The following is a 20964-nucleotide window of genomic DNA, read 5'->3' as shown; positions in this document are numbered from 1 at the left end:
TCTGGTGAATTTATGAAGACAAAAACAATTCGGGTGATCGTGTTGGGTTTGATTGTCCATCACGATCGGCTGTTCTTATCAGAAGGCTTCGATGCCGTAAAACAGGAAACCTTCTACCGTGCCTTGGGTGGCGGTGTGGAATTTGGTGAAACCTGCCAAGCCGCTCTCCAGCGAGAATTTCAAGAAGAACTTCAGGCAGAATTAACCAACATTCGATATTTAGCCTGTCTCGAAAACCTGTTTACGTTCATGGGTGAGCCTGGGCACGAATTGGTTCAGCTTTATCAATGCGATTTTGTGGATTCTTATTTCTATCAAAATCAGCCATTTACGTTTATCGAAGGAGACAATCAGTGCCTCGCTCGCTGGGTTGACATTGATCAACTCAAATCTAATGCCCTTCGCTTAGTGCCCGAAGATTGCCTCGCATATCTGCTCTAAGGATGACGCTTGAGCAACACGTAAATGGCATCCATCATCTCGTCCGGCGGGCAGGGCTTTGTGACGTAGGCATCTGCGCCCTGTTTAATTCCCCAATAGCGATCGAACTCTTCCGCCTTGACAGAACACATCATCACCGGAATCTGGTTTGTTTTTGGATCACTCTTAATCCAGCGACACAACTCATAGCCATTCATCCGAGGCATGATGATATCTGTGATGACTAGATCGGGGGGATGGGTTTCGATCTGTGCGATCGCATCTACTCCATCCGCCGCAACCGTAACTTCAAAACCAATTTGGCGCAGTTGGTCGGAAATCATCTCCCGCACCATTTTGCTATCATCGACAATCAACACTGAGTTCATAGATGCCTCGCAGTCCTAGACCGATCCTGGTTCATTTAGATACACAATTCATTTAGGTATACAGAGGCTAGGCGGCTTTATCCGGTCGTTGTTTAGGAGGCGTAAAGACTTTGGCTATTTTTGTGAAGGCTGGTTGTGAAGACTGAGGTAATTTCCTTGCAAACTCGGCTTAGCGTCCTAACAATTTCACCAACCCAATGCCACTAAAATAAAGCACCAAAATAGCCCCACCCAGTAAACTTTGCGTTAATGGATCGGTCGAAGGAGTGATGACTGCGCCCACCACAGCCGCGCCTAACAAAACATACTTCCAGGCGGCTAACATTTGCTTTGAGGAAAAGATGCCCAAAAAGCCAAGCAACGCCTGAACCACTGGAACCTGAAACGTGAGTCCGGTTCCAAACATCAACAGTAAAATGAATTCAAAATAACGATCGATCGACCAAGCTTGGTCAACAACATCTGCACCATAAGCGATAAAAAAGTTTAACGCTGCTGGAATCAGTGCGATGTATGAAAACGCCAAGCCTACTAGAAACAGAACGCTAGAGCCTAAGATAACAGGCGCTAGAAAGCGTTTTTCTTTGCGCGTCAGCCCTGGTGTGATAAAGGCAATGATTTGATACAAAATAAACGGCGCAGCCAAAATTAAACCGCTATAGCCTGCAACCTTGATGGAGACGAAAAAATATTCTCCGGGTGCAAGCTGAAGAAACTTAATGCCCTGGGCAGGAACTTCGAGGAACAGCACGATTGGTTTAACAAAGCTAAAGCAGCCAATAATGCACACCGCGATCGCAAGTAGAGAATAGAAAATGCGCTGCCGCAATTCTTCTAAATGGTCAAACAGCGACATTTCCACGTCATTGATTTGATCCTCGATCGGCTCGTCTGAGATCGCGTCTGTGGCAGGGCGATCCAATTCCTGCGGTCTATCTGGCGCAAGGTCGGGCGTTGGCGTTGTCTCTAGCTCGGAGGGTACGGTCATAGTCAACCAATCTTATCCAGAGGGCTGTTCTTATTGTATCGGGGACGGTCTTTTAGCGGCGGTTGTCCGATCGCAAATCAGACCCTCAAACAACCAGGAAACTCAGAATCTCGAAGCACAATTCGATTTGCAATATTTAATTTATTCCGGATAATTTTCTAACATCGAGAACAATGGAGTGGTAGATGCACCCTGATTATTAACCCTGGCTTCGGCTAGGGTTTTACTTTTTAAATCGGCTGCTGGCGTCACAATCCAGTTCACTTTCCCTAACTAGAGAACAAGCCAAAAAGGTGCGATCGCACCCCATCCAGTACGCACGACCTCGGCAAAGCTGAGTAATTTCTCAGAGTTTATTCCTATCAAGCGCTTACTTCTGACCCAGATTTAGAGAGCGTCTCGGTCGCCAGTGCTTGTTTCGCTAACCGCCGCTTGCGGGCATAAAGCTGAATAAATGCCGCCATAGCAATCACCATTGCGAAGATGCCCCACGCTGTGGCACTCGTCGGCAGAGTATTTTTAAACACTGCCAACATCACAACAACCACGAAAAACACCGTGGGAAATTCGTTAAACCACCGAAACTGCTGCCCGGTCATCTTGCATCTGTCTTGGGCAAACTGTTTCATGATCCGCGCACAAGCGTGATGGTAAACCAGCAGCAGGGCAACGCAGGCAAGCTTAATCTGAAGCCACGGCTGCTTTAGCACCTCTGGCTCGGTAGACACCAGCCCACCTGCCATCACCAGCGTCAAAATCATCGCAGGCGTCATGATGATGCTGTAGAGGCGTTTTTCCATAATTTGGTACTGGTTTTTCAGAATGCTGCGAGCAGGTTCGGGTTGCTCATGGGCTTCGGCATGGTAGACAAACAGCCGAGGCAGATAAAACATGCCAGCAAACCAGCAGACAATGCCAACAATATGAAACGCCTTGAACCAAAGGTAAGCCATAGAAGATGGGTGAGGTGTAAAGGTCGAGTCTGTTGCGATCGCACTACTGTGATCGCGCTTTCTCTATTTTCGGACAAAGCTCGGCAAAGTTGGTTATCGTTTGTAATTTGTAGTGTAATTTCTAGTGAACAGGCGTAATTTTTAGCAAAAATGGGTCAGGCAGACCGTTTAATAAGCAGACCGTTTAATGAATAGTGCGCCAAGATCCGTGCGACTCTGGCTTAGCGATCGCGGCGCGAGAATTTTTCCCCTCTCCCTGGGAAGCGGTCTAGGGTGAGAGCGGTTTGGAGGCTAGATCAAATATTGCCAGGTTAGTAGCTGCCTTCTGATGGCATGGCGAACGGCACAATAGCCTGTGGAAAACATTAAAATAATAGACTGCCCTTCAGCAATCTGGCAGATGAAGCGCGTGCATCTTTCCCAATCGGCTAAAAGCTACCATTTGTAATGATTTCAGCCTATTGATGTGATTTTTTGAGGATGGTTTTGCAATCGCTATGCCGCTTAATAGTGCCGCCAAAAGAAAAACTTGTCAAGGTTTAAACTAATGTTTAAAGGCGCGATCGCTAGATGCTTTTTACGGAGGCAGTGACGCAAGAATCAGCATTTGAACCTAATCTTCATCATAAAAATCTATATTTTTTTCGATAATAAGCACTGCGTAAAAAGGTTTTCCACAAGATCTCTAAATTTCAAGACTTTCACCTTGCTGCTTGTGGAAAACTCAATTTTTCTGTGGAAAAACCGCGAAAACGTGGCGTAGGATTTCAGCCTAGAACCTGATCACTTTGGCAAAATTATAGGCTTCGCAAGGCAGTCTTTGAATTTAACTCGCGCCCATGCAGCGTTTGCTAGGCAGAATCGGTCTTCTATCGTATCCCAAAATCGCACAACTATTCTACTGATGACGCGTCTTTTCGGCGATTCTCATTTTGAGCTATTAACTGCTGGGGTCGCTTGATTTGCCAAACAAACTGCCCAACAACGTTTGAATACCCAACCCAAACAGCCCAAGAGATGCAAGGCTTGTCACTCCCGTTGCCAGCGCCATGATTCCAACTACCAAAGTGCGGACAGCGATCGTAATATTTACTACGGTAATGTTGGTTGAGTGAATCGGTTTCGAGGCAAACGATAGCGCGATCGCATTCATCAGACTATAAGCGCCAAACGCGATCGCGGCGGCAATCAATGCCCCAATCAAGCAGCGCGCTGGGCTGGGCATCGTGGAAATGGGGGGAGGTGTGTCAGCCATATATCCAGTAAAAGAATGTTAACAAACTAAAGCAGACCCGTAGATGATCAACGTTGACAAACCACTACCTGCTGGCTAACCGAACGCCAGATTGACAAAATTTAGTCACCCAAAAATCGAGGTCAGGATCGGGGAGCGCGCGTCTCATCTGCGCTTTCACCTGTTCTGCTTGCGCCAGCGACTCAACCAAGGCAAACACCGTCGAGCCTGACCCCGACATCATCGTACCGAGAATCTCTAGCGTTTGAAACTCGTCACGCAATTGCTGCACTTTAGGATATTCCGGCAGCACGACTCGTTCTAAATCGTTGTGGAGGTGGCTAACAATTTGCTGGGTGTCGTGGTGCGCGATCGCGCTTAGCATTCCTCCCGCTTTTTGCTTGCAAGCGTCCCATGCTGCGGGCGTGGTGGGGTAGGTATCGCCAAAGTTCTGTCGATAGGTTTTGTAGGCCCAAGGGGTGGAAATAGGCAGATCGCGATACTTTGCTAGCACGACATGCAGATCGGTGAGATCGGGCAACGGATCAAGTTTTTCGCCGCGACACGTTGCTAAGGCAGTGCCACCACTAATGCAAAACGGAATGTCAGACCCTAGCATCGCTGCAAAATCTTGTAGTTCTCCTTGGGTCAGCCCAAGATGCCACATTAGGTTGATCCCCACAAGCACCGCCGCCGCGTCGGTTGAGCCGCCTGCCAATCCGGCTCCTACGGGGATGCGCTTTTGCAGATCAATGTCAATTCCACCAAATCTAGCATGATAGTCGGGAAACTGGCGCACCATCAGATCGGCAGCGCGGTAGGCCAGATTTGTCGGATCAGCCGGGACGTTGGGATCATCGCATGCCACTCGAATGTCGTCGGTTGAGCGCGATCGCAAGGTGACAACATCAGCCAAATCAATACTCTGGAGCACCATGACAAGTTCATGAAACCCATCGGGGCGGTTTCCTAAAATTTGCAGGTAAAGATTAATTTTTGCGGGAGCGATGAGGCAGTAAGAACGCATGAAACTCTCTACACATTTGATTCACTCATCATAAATCAAGTTATGTCTTGCACTTCTTCGCCGCCACCTCAAGGAGTTTTGGGCTTTTATGACGACCCCTCAGCCCTGCTATCTCAAAATACAAAGGTTAGCGATGAGGAGAGCCACAATCATCTCAAGGGCTACCGAGTGAGTAGTTGCTTCCACAGGCTGTTAACCCCCGGCTTGCTTACCAAATCTTTTGCGGCATCTTCTTTTGCAATATCTAGCGCCAGCGTTGCTTTCACAACGACAAGGCTTGGCGGCGACCCAAACGGTGCAGATTAATTTGGGTAGTGGCTTCTTCGAGGAGGAGCGTTCTCACCGCGTTGGTGTAAACATTAGCTTGATAGACTTTGCCGTTGGTGACATCTAACCCAGTCAGCCAGCCGCTTTTAGGATGATAAGCCCCCGTGTCAATGCCAAGCCAGCCCTGTCCCTGGGCGATCGCACCCGGTATCACGCCCGGAAAGGTAAATGTGATGGTGTGTCCGGTGATGATCAGTTTGTTATGAAAGTAGGGCTGAGCGATCGCATGAAATTCATCTCGAATCCAGCAAAACTCTTGGTGGCTTTGATGGCAGAGAGGCAAGTCTGGATGCACACCCGCATGAACCAGCCAAATATCACCTAGATCTAGATGAGTCGGTAAGGTGCGAATCCACTCAATGTGTTCTTGTAAAAGGCTCGTATCGCTGTAGCTTGCGATCGTAGAACGCCCACCACTTTGTAACCAGGCTTGAAGCGCAGGGGTAAACACTTGCCCATTGGGAAAGGCATCAAGCAGCAGATACTCGTGATTGCCCATCAACGACTGATAGGGACTGTTTTTAACAAACTCTACCACCTGAGCGCTCTGCGGGCCGCGATCGATCAAGTCACCCAGACAATAAACCTGATCGTCTGCGTCGGGTGCGATCGCATCAAGCAAGGACATCAACCCCTCGTAGTGCCCATGTATATCACCAATTACAATACGACGGGGGACAGAATGGCTCATGCGATCGTGGGTCTCCAAAACTCGAAACAGAGGCTTTTATGCTACACCGCCCCCTGCATCTTGAGATACAACATTGGGCTGGTATTTGCAACAATTATGCCCTTTGTACCTTGAGAACACGCAAATGACATGGGAGAATTCACCAGATCTCGGTGATAACTTCATCTACCTAAAGCCCGTAGAAACTGTTGTAACCCAGCAAACAAATTTGGCTTCGGCATTTGATCCCCTAGCACCGAGGCGAAAATCTGATCGAGCCGTTCAGCATCGGGTCGGTCGTCTTCTTCGGCAATGAGGTGATAGACTCCATCGGTGGCATACCATACCTGCCACGGAGACGGATAGCAGCGCAGGAGTGCAGACGTATCATCCAAAGGACGGAGGTAATAGCACGGCTCGATGGTCTCTAAAAAGCGCTGTCGAAGCTGCCGCCCTGCGTAGCCGATGCCCACGATCGCAACATCTTCGAGGCGGGGATTAAGCAAAATGATCGGGCAATCGCCTGCGACTTCACAGATTTGCTCAACTGGATTCACTTCGACCGCACTCGGCGCGACAAAAATCAGCAGCCGATCGTCTGGACTCACTTGGGCTTCGGCAGGAGTGGTTTGCCGCGATCCAGCGACATCTAGACTGCCGATCTGAAAGGGCACGTCGCCCCAATCTCGCTTGGCAAGGGCGGCTGTTCCGGCATCAGTAAAGAAGACTTTTAGCCCCGCTCCCCACTCGTGAAACGACGTTAGAAAGGTTTCAGCTATGGGCATCGGTTTGAGTTCGGGGAAGGCAAGCTCGACCTGTAAGCGGGTGTAGCCTGCCTTGAGGGCAGCTTGGGTGGCAGTTTGTGCTTGTGCGATCGCATCATCTAACGTGATTGGCAGTTCAGACATGGTAGAAGAAGTTTAAACGGCAACCGGAGCGAGAGATCCTGAGAAAAGAGTGTGGCAGTCTTACGATCCTAGCGCTCATTGGCATCAAGACCGCCCAGCATCTCATACAAACTCACCAATGCCGCGTTATCGAGTCCGCCTTTCCCCTGGGCAATCAGGGCATTCATCAGGCTCGTCACTTGGCTGCTGCCCAACAGCGGAAGATTGACATCGCGCCCTGTTTGCAAAACGATGTTCATATCTTTGCGATGCAGATCGAGCGTGAATCCAGGGTTAAACTTGCCTTCTAACATGCGCTTGCCGTGCACCTCTAACACCCGGCTTTGGGCAAAACCGCCTAACAACGCCTCTCGAACCTTCGCCCCATCCACTCCCGACTTTTTCGCCAAGGTGAGCGCCTCGGCAACCGCCTGAACGGTGAGCGCTACCACAATTTGGTTACAGGCTTTGGTCACCTGCCCGGCTCCGGCGACCCCGATGTGAACAATATTGCTGCCCATCGCTTGCAAAATTGGCAAGGCACGCTGAAACGCCGCATCGTCGCCGCCTACCATGATCGACAGTGTGCCTTGTTGCGCCCCAATTTCTCCGCCCGAAACCGGCGCATCCAACGCTTGGATTCCATTTTCGCTTAGGGTGTCGTAGAGTTTTCTAGCAGTCGTAGGCGCGATCGTAGACATATCGATCACCATCATGCCGGCGCGTGCCCCCTCGATCACGCCATCATCGCCCAACACAACCGCTTCGACATCCGCAGAGTCGGGCAGGCAGGTGATCACAACATCGGCGTGTTGCGCTACCTGTTTGGGCGAAGAGAGTGCGATCGCACCTTCTGAAACCAACGCTGCGATCGCGCCGGGGCTGCGATTAAACACCACTACGGAATGCCCCGCCCTGAGCAAATTTTGGGTCATGGGTTTGCCCATGATGCCGAGACCAATGAAGCCAATGCGTTCCATAAATAAGCTCTATAAAAAATTAAGTAGACGTGCTAAGCCGTTGGTAAACGGTAGCCAGAGCCATTTCATCCCCAACATTACCGGGAAATAAGACAACGGGCAGATCGGGAAATTGAGGGTGATCAGCAGGCGTTTTGACCATGGACACTCCGGCAAGCACTTGTCCTAAAAGTTTGGCGGTTCTCAGCGCTAGCCCTTGACTTAGCGTGTCGTTGGAGGTAATGCCCCCTTTGCTAATCAGAAAGCCGATGTCAGTTGGAAGCTGGCGCAGACTATCCATGAGGAGCGTAGAGACGGCTTCGCCAAACGCTAAGCGAGTTTGCACATCGCTAAAGGTGAGTTCTTGGCGGCTGGTGAAAATGATGGGCGTTTTTCCAGACTCGTGAATTTGACAAGCGCGCTGAGTGGCATCGGCAAGCAAGGCATCGTGGGGATCGCTAGAGAGATCTAGCAGCCGAGACACCTCAATTTCAACCCCCACCGTTCCAGGGGCTTCTAACAATTTAGAGAGTTGCTCAGTCGTTTTTTTGACATGAGAACCGATGATCACCGCGCCGGGCTTGCCGCCTCGAACGTACTGCGCCATGGCTTCTGGGGCGATCGGCTGAGCGCCCAAGTGTGCCAGCGATGTGAGCAAGCTTGCCGCACTGCGAAATAAAAATCGTTTTCCTTGAGATGCGGTTGCCAAAATATCGGTGGCGAAGCGATCGAGATCCGCTTGGGTCTCGGCATCAACGACACAGCATTGATTATTGCGGAGATGGACTAAGCGATCTTGCACGCCCGATCGCAGGTCGGCTAGCCGCAACCGCTCGACGTGATCCGCCCGGATTTTACCGCCGGTTTTTTCCTCAACGTAATCTGGCATATAGCTGGTGCTGTAACCAAACACCGAATCTCGTGCAAACTCGGTTTGGTGAACCGGCGTATCGACTCCGTTTACCTTTAAATAATGCACACTCTCGCGGGTGGTGCGTCCGCCTTCAAAAAAGGCAGGAACTAAAAAATGAGCATCAAATCCGCCCAGTTCTTCAGCAATCACATCGGTTTCGATAGGATAGTGCCCCCGCAGCGTTGAATCCGAGCGGCTGACCACGAGAAAATCCTGAATTTTTTCTAGCGCGATCGCGGCTTTAAGATTCTGGCACACCTCTCGCGTGACGCTGGCTGCTTTTTCGGGAGAGAGCGATCGCGTGTTGGTCAACACAAAAAAGATGGGGGCGGTGTCAGCCAAGCCGATTCGCAAGGTCTCCACATCCCACTGCATCAACAGCAAACAGCTATGCACCGTCTGCGAGCCGGTGGGGTCATCATCTAAAACAATAATTTTGGGACGAGTATTCATGTATAGCGATGAGGAAGAAAAACAGTGTAGAACGTTTATCCTTCTCATCTTCTAGCAAGACGCTCCGAGAGTCGATGACTTGTCTAGATCGGGCGGCACCTGAGGCTAGCTCACTCCACCACTTCGTTGACCGGAAAGCGATCGAGCAGTTGAATGGCGCGGTTGGCATTTGATCTGAGAATCTCTGAAATGTGAGGAACGTGAGGAATTTGAGACAGAAAATCTAGGGTGCGGCGCAAAATGCGGACAACATCGCCTTCGTCGAGACTGGTATTGCTGCACAGTTCTAGCCAATCGACGCCCAGTGCCCACTGCTCGATCAGCCCGATCAGTTCGTCTTCTAGCCAAACGGGTAGAGCAACTTGATGCCGCCGTTGAACCTGGAATAACTGCCGCCGGATTCCCCGTAATTCTCCTAAAGCCTGGAGAACAGTTTCAGAGGTGTCGTAATGAGTCCAGCTATCGGGGCGCGAAACTTCGGTGACGAGAGCAGCACAGGCAGTAGCAAGATGATGAGGATCAAGGTGGTCAAGTTCGCCCGACATGAGCGACAAGCCTAGCCAAAGCTCATTGTCCCCGCGAATGGCAGCCGTGGCTTGACCGAGGGCAGTGGGTCTCAAGTCATCGAGACAACCAAAGCTTTGCAAAATATCGAGCAGCGCTAGAAATTCTTCCCAATGGCGCTGAGATTGGCGTCCGAGCTTGGTTTGGCGATCTTGCACCTCTGCCTGCAACCCTTGAATCCGCCGTTGACGTTTGAGAATTTGAGCGCGATCGCCCCAGCTATTGACAGGATGAGCTTCCATCTGAGCCAAGACTGCTTTGGTGCGCTGCTCTTGGGCATAAACTTCAGGCGCAGAGTTTAGCAGCCCAGGCACATCAGCAATTTGGGCAACGATCGCGGCACTTTCCTCGTCTCCACGATTTGTCTGTCCGGGTTTGAGGATCAGCGAGGGCGGCGGCGCGATCGCATCAACTTGAGCCAGGCGAGGCACATCTCCATGAATCTGAGCCACATCTCCCACGCTCATCACATACCAGCGATTGTTTTTTCCTAAACAGACTAAATAGGGAAACTGCCCTGCCCCCTGCACCTTAGTCACCAGCACTGCCGGGAGCCGATCCGGCAAGCGAACGGCATCGCCTTTCAGGGTGAGCAGCGTTCCGGCAACGGCAAACGATAGCGCGATCGCACGCTCTGATGCCTGCATATCGTCGGCTTGACTTTGCAAGGTTTTGAGCAGTCGCTTTTCTTCTTTAAGCCGTTCTTGCAGTTTCTCGTATTGGTTGAGGAGCTTCCAATCAACCGCTGCGATCGCGGCTTTTTGCTGCGCCAGTTCGCTTTTGCAGCGATCGAGTTCTTCCTGCTGGGGACGCAGATACAACGTCGATAGATACTGCCCAAAACTCCGCTCAATTAGCTCTTTTGCTTGCTCAATAGTGTGCGTTTGCAGCAAATTTAGCACCATGCCATAGCTCGGCGTAAACTGGCTCACCAGGGGATCGGCTTGGGAAGTGGCAAGGTAGGCAGCTTCTTTTGCCCCCTCAAACGGCGTTTGCAGCGTCACCACATAGCCCTGGTCATCCATGCCGCGCCGCCCAGCACGCCCTGCCATCTGGAGAAATTCCGAGGGATTTAGCAACCGATGTCCGGCGTCTGTGCGTTTGGATAAGCTAGAAATCACCGTGGTTCGCGCGGGCATGTTGATGCCTGCGGCCAAGGTTTCCGTCGCGAAGACAACTTTAATCAGCCCCTCTTGAAATAGTTCTTCAACCAAGCCCTTCCACGCCGGGAGAATACCCGCATGGTGTGCCGCAATGCCTCGATAGAGGGGTTCGATTTGCCGCGCTCGTCCGGCTTCGGGGTTGCGATCGAGGAAGGCATCAATGCGCGATTTGAGCCGCGCCGCTTCTGCCGCATTGACCAACGAAAGGTCGCCCAAATCTTCTACTGCTTTGTCGCACCCACGGCGGCTAAAAATAAAGTAAATCGCAGGCAGCATGTCTTTTGCCCGCAGTTGGCTCAAGGTAAAGGCAATAGTGGGCGCTTCGGGGCGAGGTGCGCCGCGCTGATTGGCTCCCTTCGGGCGATATTGGCTGCGCTTTGGCTTCAGTCTAGGATTGATGCGTTTCCCGCTGTCATCTAGCAGGGGAAACAGCCCCTTGGGGTTGCAGAACGAAAAGTGCAGGGGCACAGGGCGAAAATCTGAGTAGATTAATTCGGTCGCTCCGTGAACTTGACCAATCCAATCCGTTAGCTGATCGCTGTTGGCAACCGTCGCCGAGAGCGCTACAAGCTGGACATCTGGTGGGCAGTAGATGATCGACTCTTCCCACACTGTTCCGCGCTGGCGATCGTTCATATAGTGACATTCGTCTAGCACCACGGCTTCAACACCCGTCAGAGAGGTTCCCACTTCGCCGATGGGCGTACCGTAGAGCATGTTCCGAAAGATCTCCGTCGTCATCACCACGATCGGAGCCTCCCGATTGACTGACGTATCGCCGGTTAACAGCCCCACATTTTCGGCTCCAAACTCCTCTCGAAAATCTCGAAGTTTTTGATTAGACAGCGCTTTAAGCGGCGTGGTGTAAAAAACCCGTTTTTCTCCTGCCAAGGCGCGGTGAATGGCATATTCTCCGATCAGCGTTTTGCCTGACCCGGTTGGGGCACACACCACTACCGATTTTTCGGCTTCTAGTGCCGCGATCGCTTGGAGTTGAAACTCGTCTAACTCAAAAGGGAAAATCGCTTGGAGATCGAGCCGAGCAGAGGGGACAGTATTCACAACAATGCAAGCGTAAGGACGGAGTTAAGGGATATTACAGGAATTCTACGCCCTGATCCTAGCTCGATTCCTTAAATTCTGGCTCCAAAACATTAAACTCTCAAGGCAACGCAGGGTCAAACGCAGGGTCAAACGCAGGGTCAAACCCATCCTGGCTATGCCTCATTGAGGAGTTTTGCAAATCTCATTTTCTCCCAGCGAAATACAGTAAATTGGTCTATGCTTTAATCTCTGTGAAAACTGGTGCGCCGAGGTTTGCCGTGGAAATCGCGATCGATACATTCTGGTCTCAGGTTCTCGAGCGTCTCCAACTCAAGCTGAGCCGCCCCACGTTTGAGGCGTGGATCAAAACCTCGACTCCGGAAGAATTGACCGACACCGCTCTGGTATTGAGAACGGCGAATCCGTTTGCTAAAAATTGGCTGCAAAAGTACTATATGCCAACGATCGTTGAGGTCGTCCATGATATTTTGGGACATCCGGTTGAGATTCAGATCAAGTTTGTTCCTGGAGCAGACGGCATCGGCAGCGACGACGCAGAACTGTTTTATCCCTTCACTATCGATTCTGCGCCCTCGGAGCCGTTAGCCCCGCAAGCCACCAATTCTGATCTCAACTCCAAGTATGTGTTTTCTCGCTTGGTCGTTGGACCGAACAATCGGATGGCTCATGCGGCATCATTGGCAGTGGCAGAGTCGCCGGGGAGAGAGTTTAATCCGCTGTTTTTATGTGGGGGAGTCGGGTTGGGCAAAACCCATTTGATGCAAGCGATCGGGCACTACCGTCAAGAAATTTGCTCGACTGCCAATATTTTTTATGTGTCAACCGAAAAGTTTACCAACGATCTGATCACCGCCATCCGCAAAGACAACCTGCAAAGCTTTCGAGACCATTACCGAGCGGCGGATGTGTTATTGGTGGATGACATTCAATTTATCGAGGGCAAAGAGTATACGCAAGAAGAGTTTTTTCATACCTTCAACACCTTGCACGAAGCCGGGCGGCAGGTGGTGCTTGCGTCCGATCGTCCACCTAATCAGATTCCCCGCTTGCAAGAACGGCTCTGCTCTCGCTTCTCCATGGGCTTGATTGCCGATATTCAGCCGCCGGATCTAGAAACGCGGATGGCAATTTTGCAAAAGAAAGCTGAGTACGAAAATATGCGCCTGCCGCGGGAGGTAGTTGAATACATTGCGTCGAGCTACGTCTCGAATATTCGAGAGCTTGAAGGAGCACTGATTCGAGCCGTTGCCTATATCTCGATCGCGGGGTTGCCGATGACCGTTGAAAACATTGCGCCGGTTCTCAATCCACCCGTAGAAAAGGTAGAAGCGTCTCCAGAGGCAGTCATTTCGTCAGTGGTGGAGGCGCTTGGCGTGTCGGCGGAGGACTTAAAAGGCAGTTCTCGTCGGCGGGAGATCAGTGTGGCTCGGCAAATCGGCATGTATTTGATGCGCCAACACACAGATTTGAGCTTGCCGAAGATTGGTGAGGTGTTTGGCGGCAAGGATCATACAACCGTGCTGTATAGCTGCGAGAAGATGAAGGATTTGAAGGAAAACGATCCGAATATGGCGCAAACCTTGAGGCAGTTGAGCGATCGCATCAATCTCGCTAGCCAAGCACGCAAATAATTCAAAAAACCACTAACCAGGGGTCGTATTATCTTTAGTTACAGTTATTAGATCTAGAAATAACATTATTTATTTTTATAGTATTAAATGACCAACCGCAGATCTGTGGAAAACTTCTGCTTTTTTGTGGAAAACTTTGTGGGAAACCTGTCGAAAACTCGGTTGCATCGGTGGAAAATTTAAGTTATGGGGAACCTTTATTGAGGTTTTCCACGGGTTTTCCACAGGTGTGCTCTGTCCTAAAGCCTTTAGAGATAACGATTTCAGGAGTTTTTCACATTTTCCACAGACCGTGCGATCGCACCTTTCTCCGCTCTTGCCACCCAATGCCTGTCAAACTTTCGTGAAACGATCGCCAAAGGAGTGCTACTATCTTCAAGCAAGATTTCGTTTACGCCACATGTAGTTTTTAGTTTTTATTCAACTCTCTATCTAGCGTCTGCTTTTTAAAACTGTAGTTTTCCACAGCCTCCTCAACACCCATCTTTCATTCCCCCTTACTGCCATGAAACTGGTTTGCGCTCAAAACCATCTCAATGCCCATTTATCGCTCGTGGGGCGCGCTGTTGCTTCGCGCCCTACCCATCCTGTTTTGGCAAACGTCTTGCTCAGTGCCGACGCAGAAACCCAGCAGATTAAGCTCAGCGCATTTGATTTGAGCCTTGGCATTCAGACAAGCTTTCCGGCTCAGGTTGAAGAAGGTGGCGCGCTCACCCTTCCAGCAAAGTTGCTCAGCGATATTGTTTCGCGGTTGCCAGAAGGAGACATCACCCTAGACAGTGGCTCAGACAATCACTATCTGACCCACCTGACCTGCGCTTCTGGGCAATATCAGGTACGGGGCATGGGCGCAGAAGAGTTCCCAGAATTGCCAACGATTGAAGATGGAGAAAGAACTCAGCTTTCAGCAGAAGCCCTGATCGACGGTCTGCGCGGGTCTCTGTTTGCCGCTAGTGCCGATGAAACAAAACAAGTGTTGACCGGTGTGCATGTCAGCGTTCAGGCAGATGGTTTGGAATTTGCAGCCACAGATGGTCATCGTCTTGCGGTTGTTCAAACGGTCGATCAAGACGACGCACCGGGTGCTAAAACCCAGAGCAGCTTTGATGTTACTGTTCCAGCAAAAGCCCTGCAAGAGTTGATGAAGATGCTCGATCGACAAGGCAGCAACTCGGTAGATGTGCAGTTTGATCAAGGGCAAGTCGTCTTTGAGTGGACAGATCAACGTATTACCAGCCGGCTGCTCGAAGGTCAGTATCCCAACTATCGCCAACTCGTTCCCCGGCAGTTTGCCCATCAGGTTAGCCTCGATCGACGGCTACTTCTGAGTTCTTTAGAACGCATCTCAGTGCTAGCAGACCAGAAAAATAATATTGTCAAAATGACGTTGGATCAAACCTCTCAGCAGGTGACGCTAGCAGTAGATGCCCAAGATGTAGGGAGCGGTCGCGAATCAATGCCTGCCCAAATTACGGGAGACAGCATCGATATTGCCTTCAACGTTCGTTATCTCATGGATGGCTTGAAAGCCATTAATACAACCGAGGTTCAAATCCAGTTAAACACACCGACTAGCCCTGCGGTGCTATCCCCCATTGGCTCGTTAAAAATGACCTACCTAGTGATGCCTGTCCAAGTAAGATCCTGATGATCTTGTGTCTATCAATGAAATGCCACTGGAAGCATAATTTTTGTGTGATGGAATGCTGATGCTTTCGATCGCGTTCGGAAAAGGTATGCTTCCAACGGTTATACCAAATTGATTTTTCTACTGCGACAGATCCTCGACCCCCTTGCCTACGGCATCCCCCCTGGGTCAGGAAGGACTTTCCGGCTCCCCTCCTGACTAAAGAGGGGTTGGGGGAGGTTGCAGGTCTGTAGCATTTACAGATTAATTTGGTATTAGAGCCTTGCACAAAAATGCAAACCGTGCTGGAGAGAACGCTATACAGCGCATCAATCCCTGTACCAAGGCTGAATCAAGGAAGCGAATTGAATGTCATCCCGGCAGAGCCGCTAATTCTAGAATCCTAATTTCTCTAGCACAGGACGGGTTGAAACAATGTGGCGATCGAGTCCTAAGTTTTGTGGGCTGATGCCCAACGCGAGGGCGACCAACTGAGGCAAATGTAGAACAGGCAAGCCAAGGGTTTGCTCGACTACTTTTTCGACTTCGGGTTGGCGAGAATCTAAATTCAGATGACATAATGGGCAAGGCGTGACCATGCAATCTGCTCCTGCCGCGATCGCATCTTGAATATGCATCCCTGCCAACTTAAAAGACTGCTCGGTGGCATAGCTAGAAAGCGGCCATCCACAACACTGGGTGCGCCCACGATAGATCACTGGCGTTGCACCCACCGCTTCAAACAGGTTTTCCATCGACGTTGGGTTAAACGGGTCATCGTAGGGATGGGCTTGTCCGCGCAGCAAATAGCAGCCATAAAACGCTGCGCACTTTAAACCGGACAACTTACGAGTCACCTTTCGAGCAATCTCCTCTAGCCCATAATCGGCGACCAACGCCCAGAGCAGATGTTTGACATCCGTGCTGCCGCGATAAGGCGAGCACCCTTCTTGCTTGAGGAAACCATTCACATGCTCAACATAAGCAGGGTTGTCGGTTTGGGACGCCTTGAGCCGCTCATCGACCTGCCCGATAACGCCTTGGCAGGTGCTGCAATGAGTGAGCAACGGCAGATTTAATTCTTCAGCTAAAGCAATATTACGCGCATTCACCGCGTCTTCAAGCAACTGAGAATCTTCTTTGAAGGTGCCAGAGCCGCAACACGAGGCTTTTTTGAGTTCGATCAGGTCGATGCCTAGCGATCGCGTCAGGGCTTTGGTGGACTGATCTAGCTCTCGACAAGCACCCTGAGCCACACAACCGGGAAAATAAGCGTACTTTAGTGTTCTAGAGGACATGACCAAAAAATGAAGGATGGGGAACGCCTTGCGATAATGCTGACACCAGAAAGGGGTTTAACACGCTGTGCAAGCAGCCATGAAAGCCCTACAACCACTAGTTCTTCACAGAACCTCGCACCTGATATTAATCTAAATTGGCTGATCTATTATTATCGTGAATAAGACTAGGCACAATTCTCTAAATCTACTTATAGTTTCTTCACCGTTTGACCCAAAGATTATATCTGCCCTTCAAAACTTAAAGCCCAGGTGATCGTCACCGTTCAGACTTTCTCCTCCCTGAAGGGGTGCCCGATCGCAGCGTTACCAAAGGCGTCTTTTATCCTGATGACGCTTTCCGATAAGATGAAGGAATGCTCAAAATCGCGGAAATAGATGCAATGCTTATCAAACGTTGCAATCGCCGCGATCGCAGGCGTGAGACCTAGATATAGCGAACTTTATCGCTGCTGCAACCAGTTGAGGAACCTATGAGCGAGACTGAAATTTTTGACAAAGTAAAAAAAATTGTGACGGATCAACTCGGTGTTGAGTCTGGAAAAGTTGTTCCTGAAGCCAACTTTGCGAACGATTTGGGCGCAGACTCTTTAGACACCGTTGAACTCGTCATGGCGTTAGAAGAAGAGTTTGATATTGAAATTCCCGATGAGGCGGCTGAAGAAATTGCGACCGTTCAATCGGCGGTTGACTACATTAGCAACAAGGTCGCTGCTTCTGCTTAGCCCATGAGCGATCAGGGGTCGAGGCACAACGCCTTGAAAAAGCGACCTGTAACGCGTCTCGCCCCGATCGCCTCCAGCCCTCGACTAACCTCACTGTTTTGGGTGTAGACCCCCTCCGAGTTGAAATCATGACAAATTCTGTGAATATGCGCGTCGTTGTCACGGGGCTTGGTGCGATCACACCGATTGGCAATACGCTGGCTGACTACTGGGATGGGCTGATGAGCGGGCGGAACGGCGTCGCGCCAATTACGCTGTTCGATGCCTCGCGCCACGATTGCCGCTTTGCGGCAGAAATCAAAGGGTTTGACCCCCATGCTTACCTCGATCGCAAAGATGCAAAGCGGATGGATCGCTTTGCCCAACTTGCCGTAGCTGCCAGTAAGCAAGCCCTAGAAGACGCTCAATTCACAATCAATGATTTGAATGCCGAACAGGTTGGCGTTTTGATTGGAACCGGAATTGGTGGCTTGAAGGTGCTAGAAGAGCAGCAGGAAGTCAACCTCACCAAAGGACCTGATCGCTGTAGCCCGTTTATGATCCCGATGATGATCGCTAATATGGCAGCCGGTCTAACGGCAATTCACACTGGGGCAAAAGGCCCAAATTCCTGTTCGGTGACGGCGTGTGCGGCCGGATCAAATGCGATCGGGGATGCCTTTCGGTGGATTCAGCTTGGCTACGCTCAGGCGATGATTTGTGGCGGCACGGAAGCGGCAGTTACACCTCTATCGGTGGCTGGGTTTGCGGCATGTCGAGCGCTGTCGTTCCGCAATGACGACCCGGCTCATGCCAGTCGCCCGTTTGATAAAGATCGCGATGGCTTTGTGTTGGGTGAAGGCTCTGGGATTCTTTTACTCGAAGAAATGGAGCACGCTCTAGCTCGCGGTGCAAAGATTTATGCAGAAATCGTGGGTTATGGCGTTACCTGCGATGCCTTTCACATGACGGGTCAACTGCCGGGCGGGGTGCAAGCCGCTAGAGCCATGCAGTTAGCCATGAAAGATGGGGGGCTGACGGCTGAGCAGATTAGCTATGTCAATGCTCATGGCACCAGTACACCGGTGAATGATCCCAACGAGACAGCAGCGATTAAAACGTCGTTGGGTGACCATGCTTACAAGATCGCCGTGAGTTCAACTAAATCGATGACTGGGCATTTGCTGGGCGGTTCAGGGGGCATTGAGGGAGTGGCAACGGTGCTAGCCATCGCCCGCGATCGCGTCCCTCCGACGATCAACTTTGTAGAAGCTGATCCCGAATGCGACCTAGACTACGTTCCAAATGAAAGCCGCGCCCTTAAAGTAGAGGTTGCGCTCTCTAACTCTTTTGGGTTTGGTGGACATAACGTGACCTTGGCATTTAGAAAATTTGTCAAATAGCAGCGAAAGTGCCCACTCTTTCCTAAGATGATGAAGAGCAAAAAAGGGTTAAGAGGCTGTAATCTATTCTCAGCCTTTGATAGTTTTTTCTGATTAGGTATTTTTGCCTACCGCACGTCATAATGAAGCTAACCTGCGGTTTGTAGTTTGCAGTTCGCGATGAGTCCATCGTCCAAGTCCACATTCCGAATTCTCCCGCTAACCGTCGTTCATTACTTAATAAAGAATCATGGTCGTTGCAGCCCAATCACTCGAAGAACTTTGTATTAATTCGATTCGCTTTCTGGCGATCGATGCGGTGGAAAAAGCCAAGTCTGGACACCCCGGTTTGCCGATGGGTGCGGCTCCGATGTCGTTTGTGCTGTGGGACAAGTTCCTGCGGGTCAATCCCAAAAATCCGAGCTGGTTTAACCGCGATCGCTTCGTCTTGTCGGCAGGTCACGGCTCGATGCTTCAGTACGCCCTAATGTATCTGGCAGGCTTTGACAGCGTATCGCTAGACGACATCAAGCAGTTTCGGCAGTGGGGGTCTAAAACTCCTGGGCACCCAGAGAACTTTGAAACCCCTGGCATTGAAGTCACAACAGGGCCGCTCGGTCAGGGGATTTGTAACGGGGTAGGCTTGGCCATGTCAGAAGCTCACTTGGCTGCAACGTTTAACAAGCCCGATGCGACGATCGTCGATCACTATACCTACGTAATTTTGGGCGACGGCTGCAACATGGAAGGCGTTTCGGGAGAAGCGTGCTCGCTGGCAGGTCACTTGGGGCTAGGCAAACTGATCGCGCTCTACGACGACAACCACATTTCCATCGATGGCGACACGGCGGTTTCCTTTACCGAAGATGTGGGTAAGCGCTTTGAAGCCTACGGGTGGCACGTTCAAGAAGTGCCTAACGGGGACACGGATTTAGACGCAATTCAGAAGGCGATCGAAGTTGCCAAGAGCGTTACTGACAAGCCATCTTTGCTCAAAGTCCGCACCACAATCGGATATGGCTCACCCAACAAAGCAAACACGGGCGGCGTTCATGGTGCTGCTCTGGGTGGCGATGAAGTAGAGGCAACCCGTAAGAACTTGGGCTGGGACTACGAGCCGTTTGTTGTGCCTGAAGATGCGCTGAGTCACTGGCGTAAAGCAGTTGATCGCGGTGCAAAGTATGAATCCGAATGGAATGAAGCCTTTGCTGCCTACAAGTCGAAGTACGCCTCAGAAGCCGCCGAATTTGAGCGGAGGGTGAGCGGCAAACTGCCTGACGGTTGGGAGAAGTCGTTGCCGCAGTATGCGCCGGGAGATAAGGCGTTGGCAACTCGTCAAACCTCTGAGAAGACCCTCAATGCGATCGCGCAATCGCTTCCTGAATTAATTGGCGGTTCGGCTGACCTGACTCACTCTAACTTGACCCTTCTAAAGGGCTACGGTGATTTCCAAAAAGGCAGCTACGACGGGCGCAACCTCCGCTTTGGCGTCCGTGAACACGGTATGGGAGCCATCTGTAATGGCATCGCCCTCGACAAGTCTGGCTTGATTCCTTACTGCGCCACGTTCTTAGTGTTTGCAGATTATATGAGAGCCGCGATTCGCCTGTCGGCGCTGTCTCAAGCAGGCGTGATTTATATCATGACCCACGACTCGATCGCGCTTGGGGAAGATGGGCCTACCCACCAACCGGTAGAAACGATCGCCTCTTTGCGGGCCATTCCGAACCTGTTAGTTTTCCGCCCTGCCGATGGAAATGAGACCTCTGGGGCGTACAAAATCGCGGTAGAGCGGCGTCATCAGCCTTCCTTGTTGGCAATGACTCGTCAAGCGCTTCCCCAACTCGACGGAAGCTCGATCGATGCAGTAGCACGGGGCGCATACATTCTCTCTGGCAGCGACGACCTCCCCGACATTATTTTAGTTGGGACTGGCAGCGAGGTTAGCCTCTGCGTTTCGGCAGCAGAAAAACTCCGCGCGGAGGGTCACAAGGTGCGCGTTGTGTCGATGCCGTGTTGGGAACTGTTTGAGGAACAAGACGAAGCGTACAAAAATACGATTTTCCCGAAAGCAGACCAAAAGCGCTTGGTGGTGGAGGCGGCGTCTAGCTTTGGTTGGCACAAATACATGGGCAACGATGGTGCGATGATCAGCATCGAGCGTTTTGGTGTATCGGCTCCGGGCGGCGTGGCGATGGAGAAATTTGGTTATACCGTGGATAACGTGGTAGCTGAAGCCAAAAAAGTCATGGGCAAATAAGACAAGGCTCTTTGAGTGATTAAGAAGGCTCCCGGAAATCTGGGAGCTTT

The 20964-nt window shown here is 50.9% G+C and carries 17 protein-coding genes; 6 read left to right on the top strand and 11 right to left on the bottom strand.

Annotation, left to right across the window (positions count from 1 at the left end; genetic code table 11):
• Positions 1 to 12 precede the first annotated feature (12 nt).
• Positions 13 to 441, top strand: coding sequence for an NUDIX hydrolase (locus tag GS601_RS13475; protein WP_162423803.1), 429 nt, complete (start codon positions 13 to 15; stop codon positions 439 to 441).
• Here GS601_RS13475 and GS601_RS13470 read toward each other — a convergent pair.
• From GS601_RS13470 to GS601_RS13425, 10 genes are all read right to left on the bottom strand, one after another.
• Positions 438 to 809 (bottom strand): response regulator transcription factor, encoded by a 372-nt coding sequence (locus GS601_RS13470; protein WP_162423802.1) that lies wholly within the window; start codon positions 807 to 809, stop codon positions 438 to 440. The genes GS601_RS13475 and GS601_RS13470 overlap by 4 nt on opposite strands.
• Before the next feature lie 169 nt (positions 810 to 978).
• Positions 979 to 1797 (bottom strand): twin-arginine translocase subunit TatC, encoded by an 819-nt coding sequence (gene tatC / locus GS601_RS13465; RefSeq protein WP_162423801.1) that lies wholly within the window; start codon positions 1795 to 1797, stop codon positions 979 to 981.
• Positions 1798 to 2159: 362 nt separating this feature from the next.
• Entirely contained in the window at positions 2160 to 2750 is a 591-nt protein-coding gene (gene hemJ, locus GS601_RS13460; protein ID WP_162423800.1) for a protoporphyrinogen oxidase HemJ, read from the bottom strand.
• Positions 2751 to 3690: 940 nt separating this feature from the next.
• Positions 3691 to 4005 carry a DUF3082 domain-containing protein gene (locus GS601_RS13455; protein WP_162423799.1) on the bottom strand — a complete coding sequence of 105 codons (315 nt, stop codon included), beginning with the start codon at positions 4003 to 4005 and terminating at the stop codon, positions 3691 to 3693.
• A 64-nt stretch (positions 4006 to 4069) separates the two neighbouring features.
• Positions 4070 to 5011 (bottom strand): 4-(cytidine 5'-diphospho)-2-C-methyl-D-erythritol kinase, encoded by a 942-nt coding sequence (ispE, locus tag GS601_RS13450; RefSeq protein ID WP_162423798.1) that lies wholly within the window; start codon positions 5009 to 5011, stop codon positions 4070 to 4072.
• A gap of 262 nt (positions 5012 to 5273) precedes the next feature.
• The gene (locus tag GS601_RS13445) at positions 5274 to 6029 is read right to left on the bottom strand and encodes a metallophosphoesterase (RefSeq protein WP_162423797.1); all 756 of its coding nucleotides are present in this window, start codon (positions 6027 to 6029) and stop codon (positions 5274 to 5276) included.
• 161 nt (positions 6030 to 6190) lie between these two features.
• On the bottom strand, positions 6191 to 6916 hold the full coding sequence (locus GS601_RS13440) for a DUF1995 family protein (RefSeq protein WP_162423796.1): 726 nt from the start codon (positions 6914 to 6916) through the stop codon (positions 6191 to 6193).
• 68 nt (positions 6917 to 6984) lie between these two features.
• The gene (locus GS601_RS13435; RefSeq protein WP_162423795.1) at positions 6985 to 7875 is read right to left on the bottom strand and encodes a 2-hydroxy-3-oxopropionate reductase; all 891 of its coding nucleotides are present in this window, start codon (positions 7873 to 7875) and stop codon (positions 6985 to 6987) included.
• 19 nt (positions 7876 to 7894) lie between these two features.
• On the bottom strand, positions 7895 to 9220 hold the full coding sequence (locus GS601_RS13430) for a four-carbon acid sugar kinase family protein (RefSeq protein WP_162423794.1): 1326 nt from the start codon (positions 9218 to 9220) through the stop codon (positions 7895 to 7897).
• Positions 9221 to 9330: 110 nt separating this feature from the next.
• Positions 9331 to 12009 carry a DEAD/DEAH box helicase gene (locus GS601_RS13425; protein WP_162423793.1) on the bottom strand — a complete coding sequence of 893 codons (2679 nt, stop codon included), beginning with the start codon at positions 12007 to 12009 and terminating at the stop codon, positions 9331 to 9333.
• Positions 12010 to 12242: 233 nt separating this feature from the next.
• Here GS601_RS13425 and dnaA point away from each other — a divergent pair, with 233 nt between their 5' ends.
• Positions 12243 to 13643: a chromosomal replication initiator protein DnaA gene (dnaA, locus tag GS601_RS13420; protein ID WP_338017036.1), complete on the top strand. Its 1401-nt coding sequence runs from the start codon at positions 12243 to 12245 to the stop codon at positions 13641 to 13643.
• Between the two features lie 505 nt (positions 13644 to 14148).
• Positions 14149 to 15291, top strand: a complete 1143-nt coding sequence (dnaN, locus tag GS601_RS13415; RefSeq protein WP_162423792.1) for a DNA polymerase III subunit beta — start codon at positions 14149 to 14151, stop codon at positions 15289 to 15291.
• 374 nt (positions 15292 to 15665) lie between these two features.
• Here dnaN and GS601_RS13410 read toward each other — a convergent pair whose 3' ends face one another.
• Positions 15666 to 16568 (bottom strand): CoB--CoM heterodisulfide reductase iron-sulfur subunit B family protein, encoded by a 903-nt coding sequence (locus GS601_RS13410; protein ID WP_162423791.1) that lies wholly within the window; start codon positions 16566 to 16568, stop codon positions 15666 to 15668.
• Between the two features lie 473 nt (positions 16569 to 17041).
• Here GS601_RS13410 and acpP point away from each other — a divergent pair, with 473 nt between their 5' ends.
• The 3 genes from acpP to tkt all read left to right on the top strand — a co-directional run bounded on the left by acpP (position 17042) and on the right by tkt (position 20914).
• On the top strand, positions 17042 to 17293 hold the full coding sequence (gene acpP / locus GS601_RS13405; RefSeq protein WP_162423790.1) for an acyl carrier protein: 252 nt from the start codon (positions 17042 to 17044) through the stop codon (positions 17291 to 17293).
• 128 nt (positions 17294 to 17421) lie between these two features.
• A complete protein-coding gene (gene fabF / locus GS601_RS13400; RefSeq protein WP_162423789.1) occupies positions 17422 to 18675 on the top strand; it encodes a beta-ketoacyl-ACP synthase II in 1254 nt (417 codons plus the stop codon).
• A gap of 229 nt (positions 18676 to 18904) precedes the next feature.
• Positions 18905 to 20914, top strand: a complete 2010-nt coding sequence (gene tkt / locus GS601_RS13395) for a transketolase (protein ID WP_162423788.1) — start codon at positions 18905 to 18907, stop codon at positions 20912 to 20914.
• Positions 20915 to 20964: the final 50 nt, after the last annotated feature.

It is taken from the genome of Myxacorys almedinensis A (genome assembly GCF_010091945.1).
Lineage (GTDB): Bacteria > Cyanobacteriota > Cyanobacteriia > Leptolyngbyales > Leptolyngbyaceae > Myxacorys > Myxacorys almedinensis.
The sequence above is the reverse complement of the archived record's forward strand: the minus strand, read 5'-3'. Positions and strand labels throughout refer to the sequence as shown.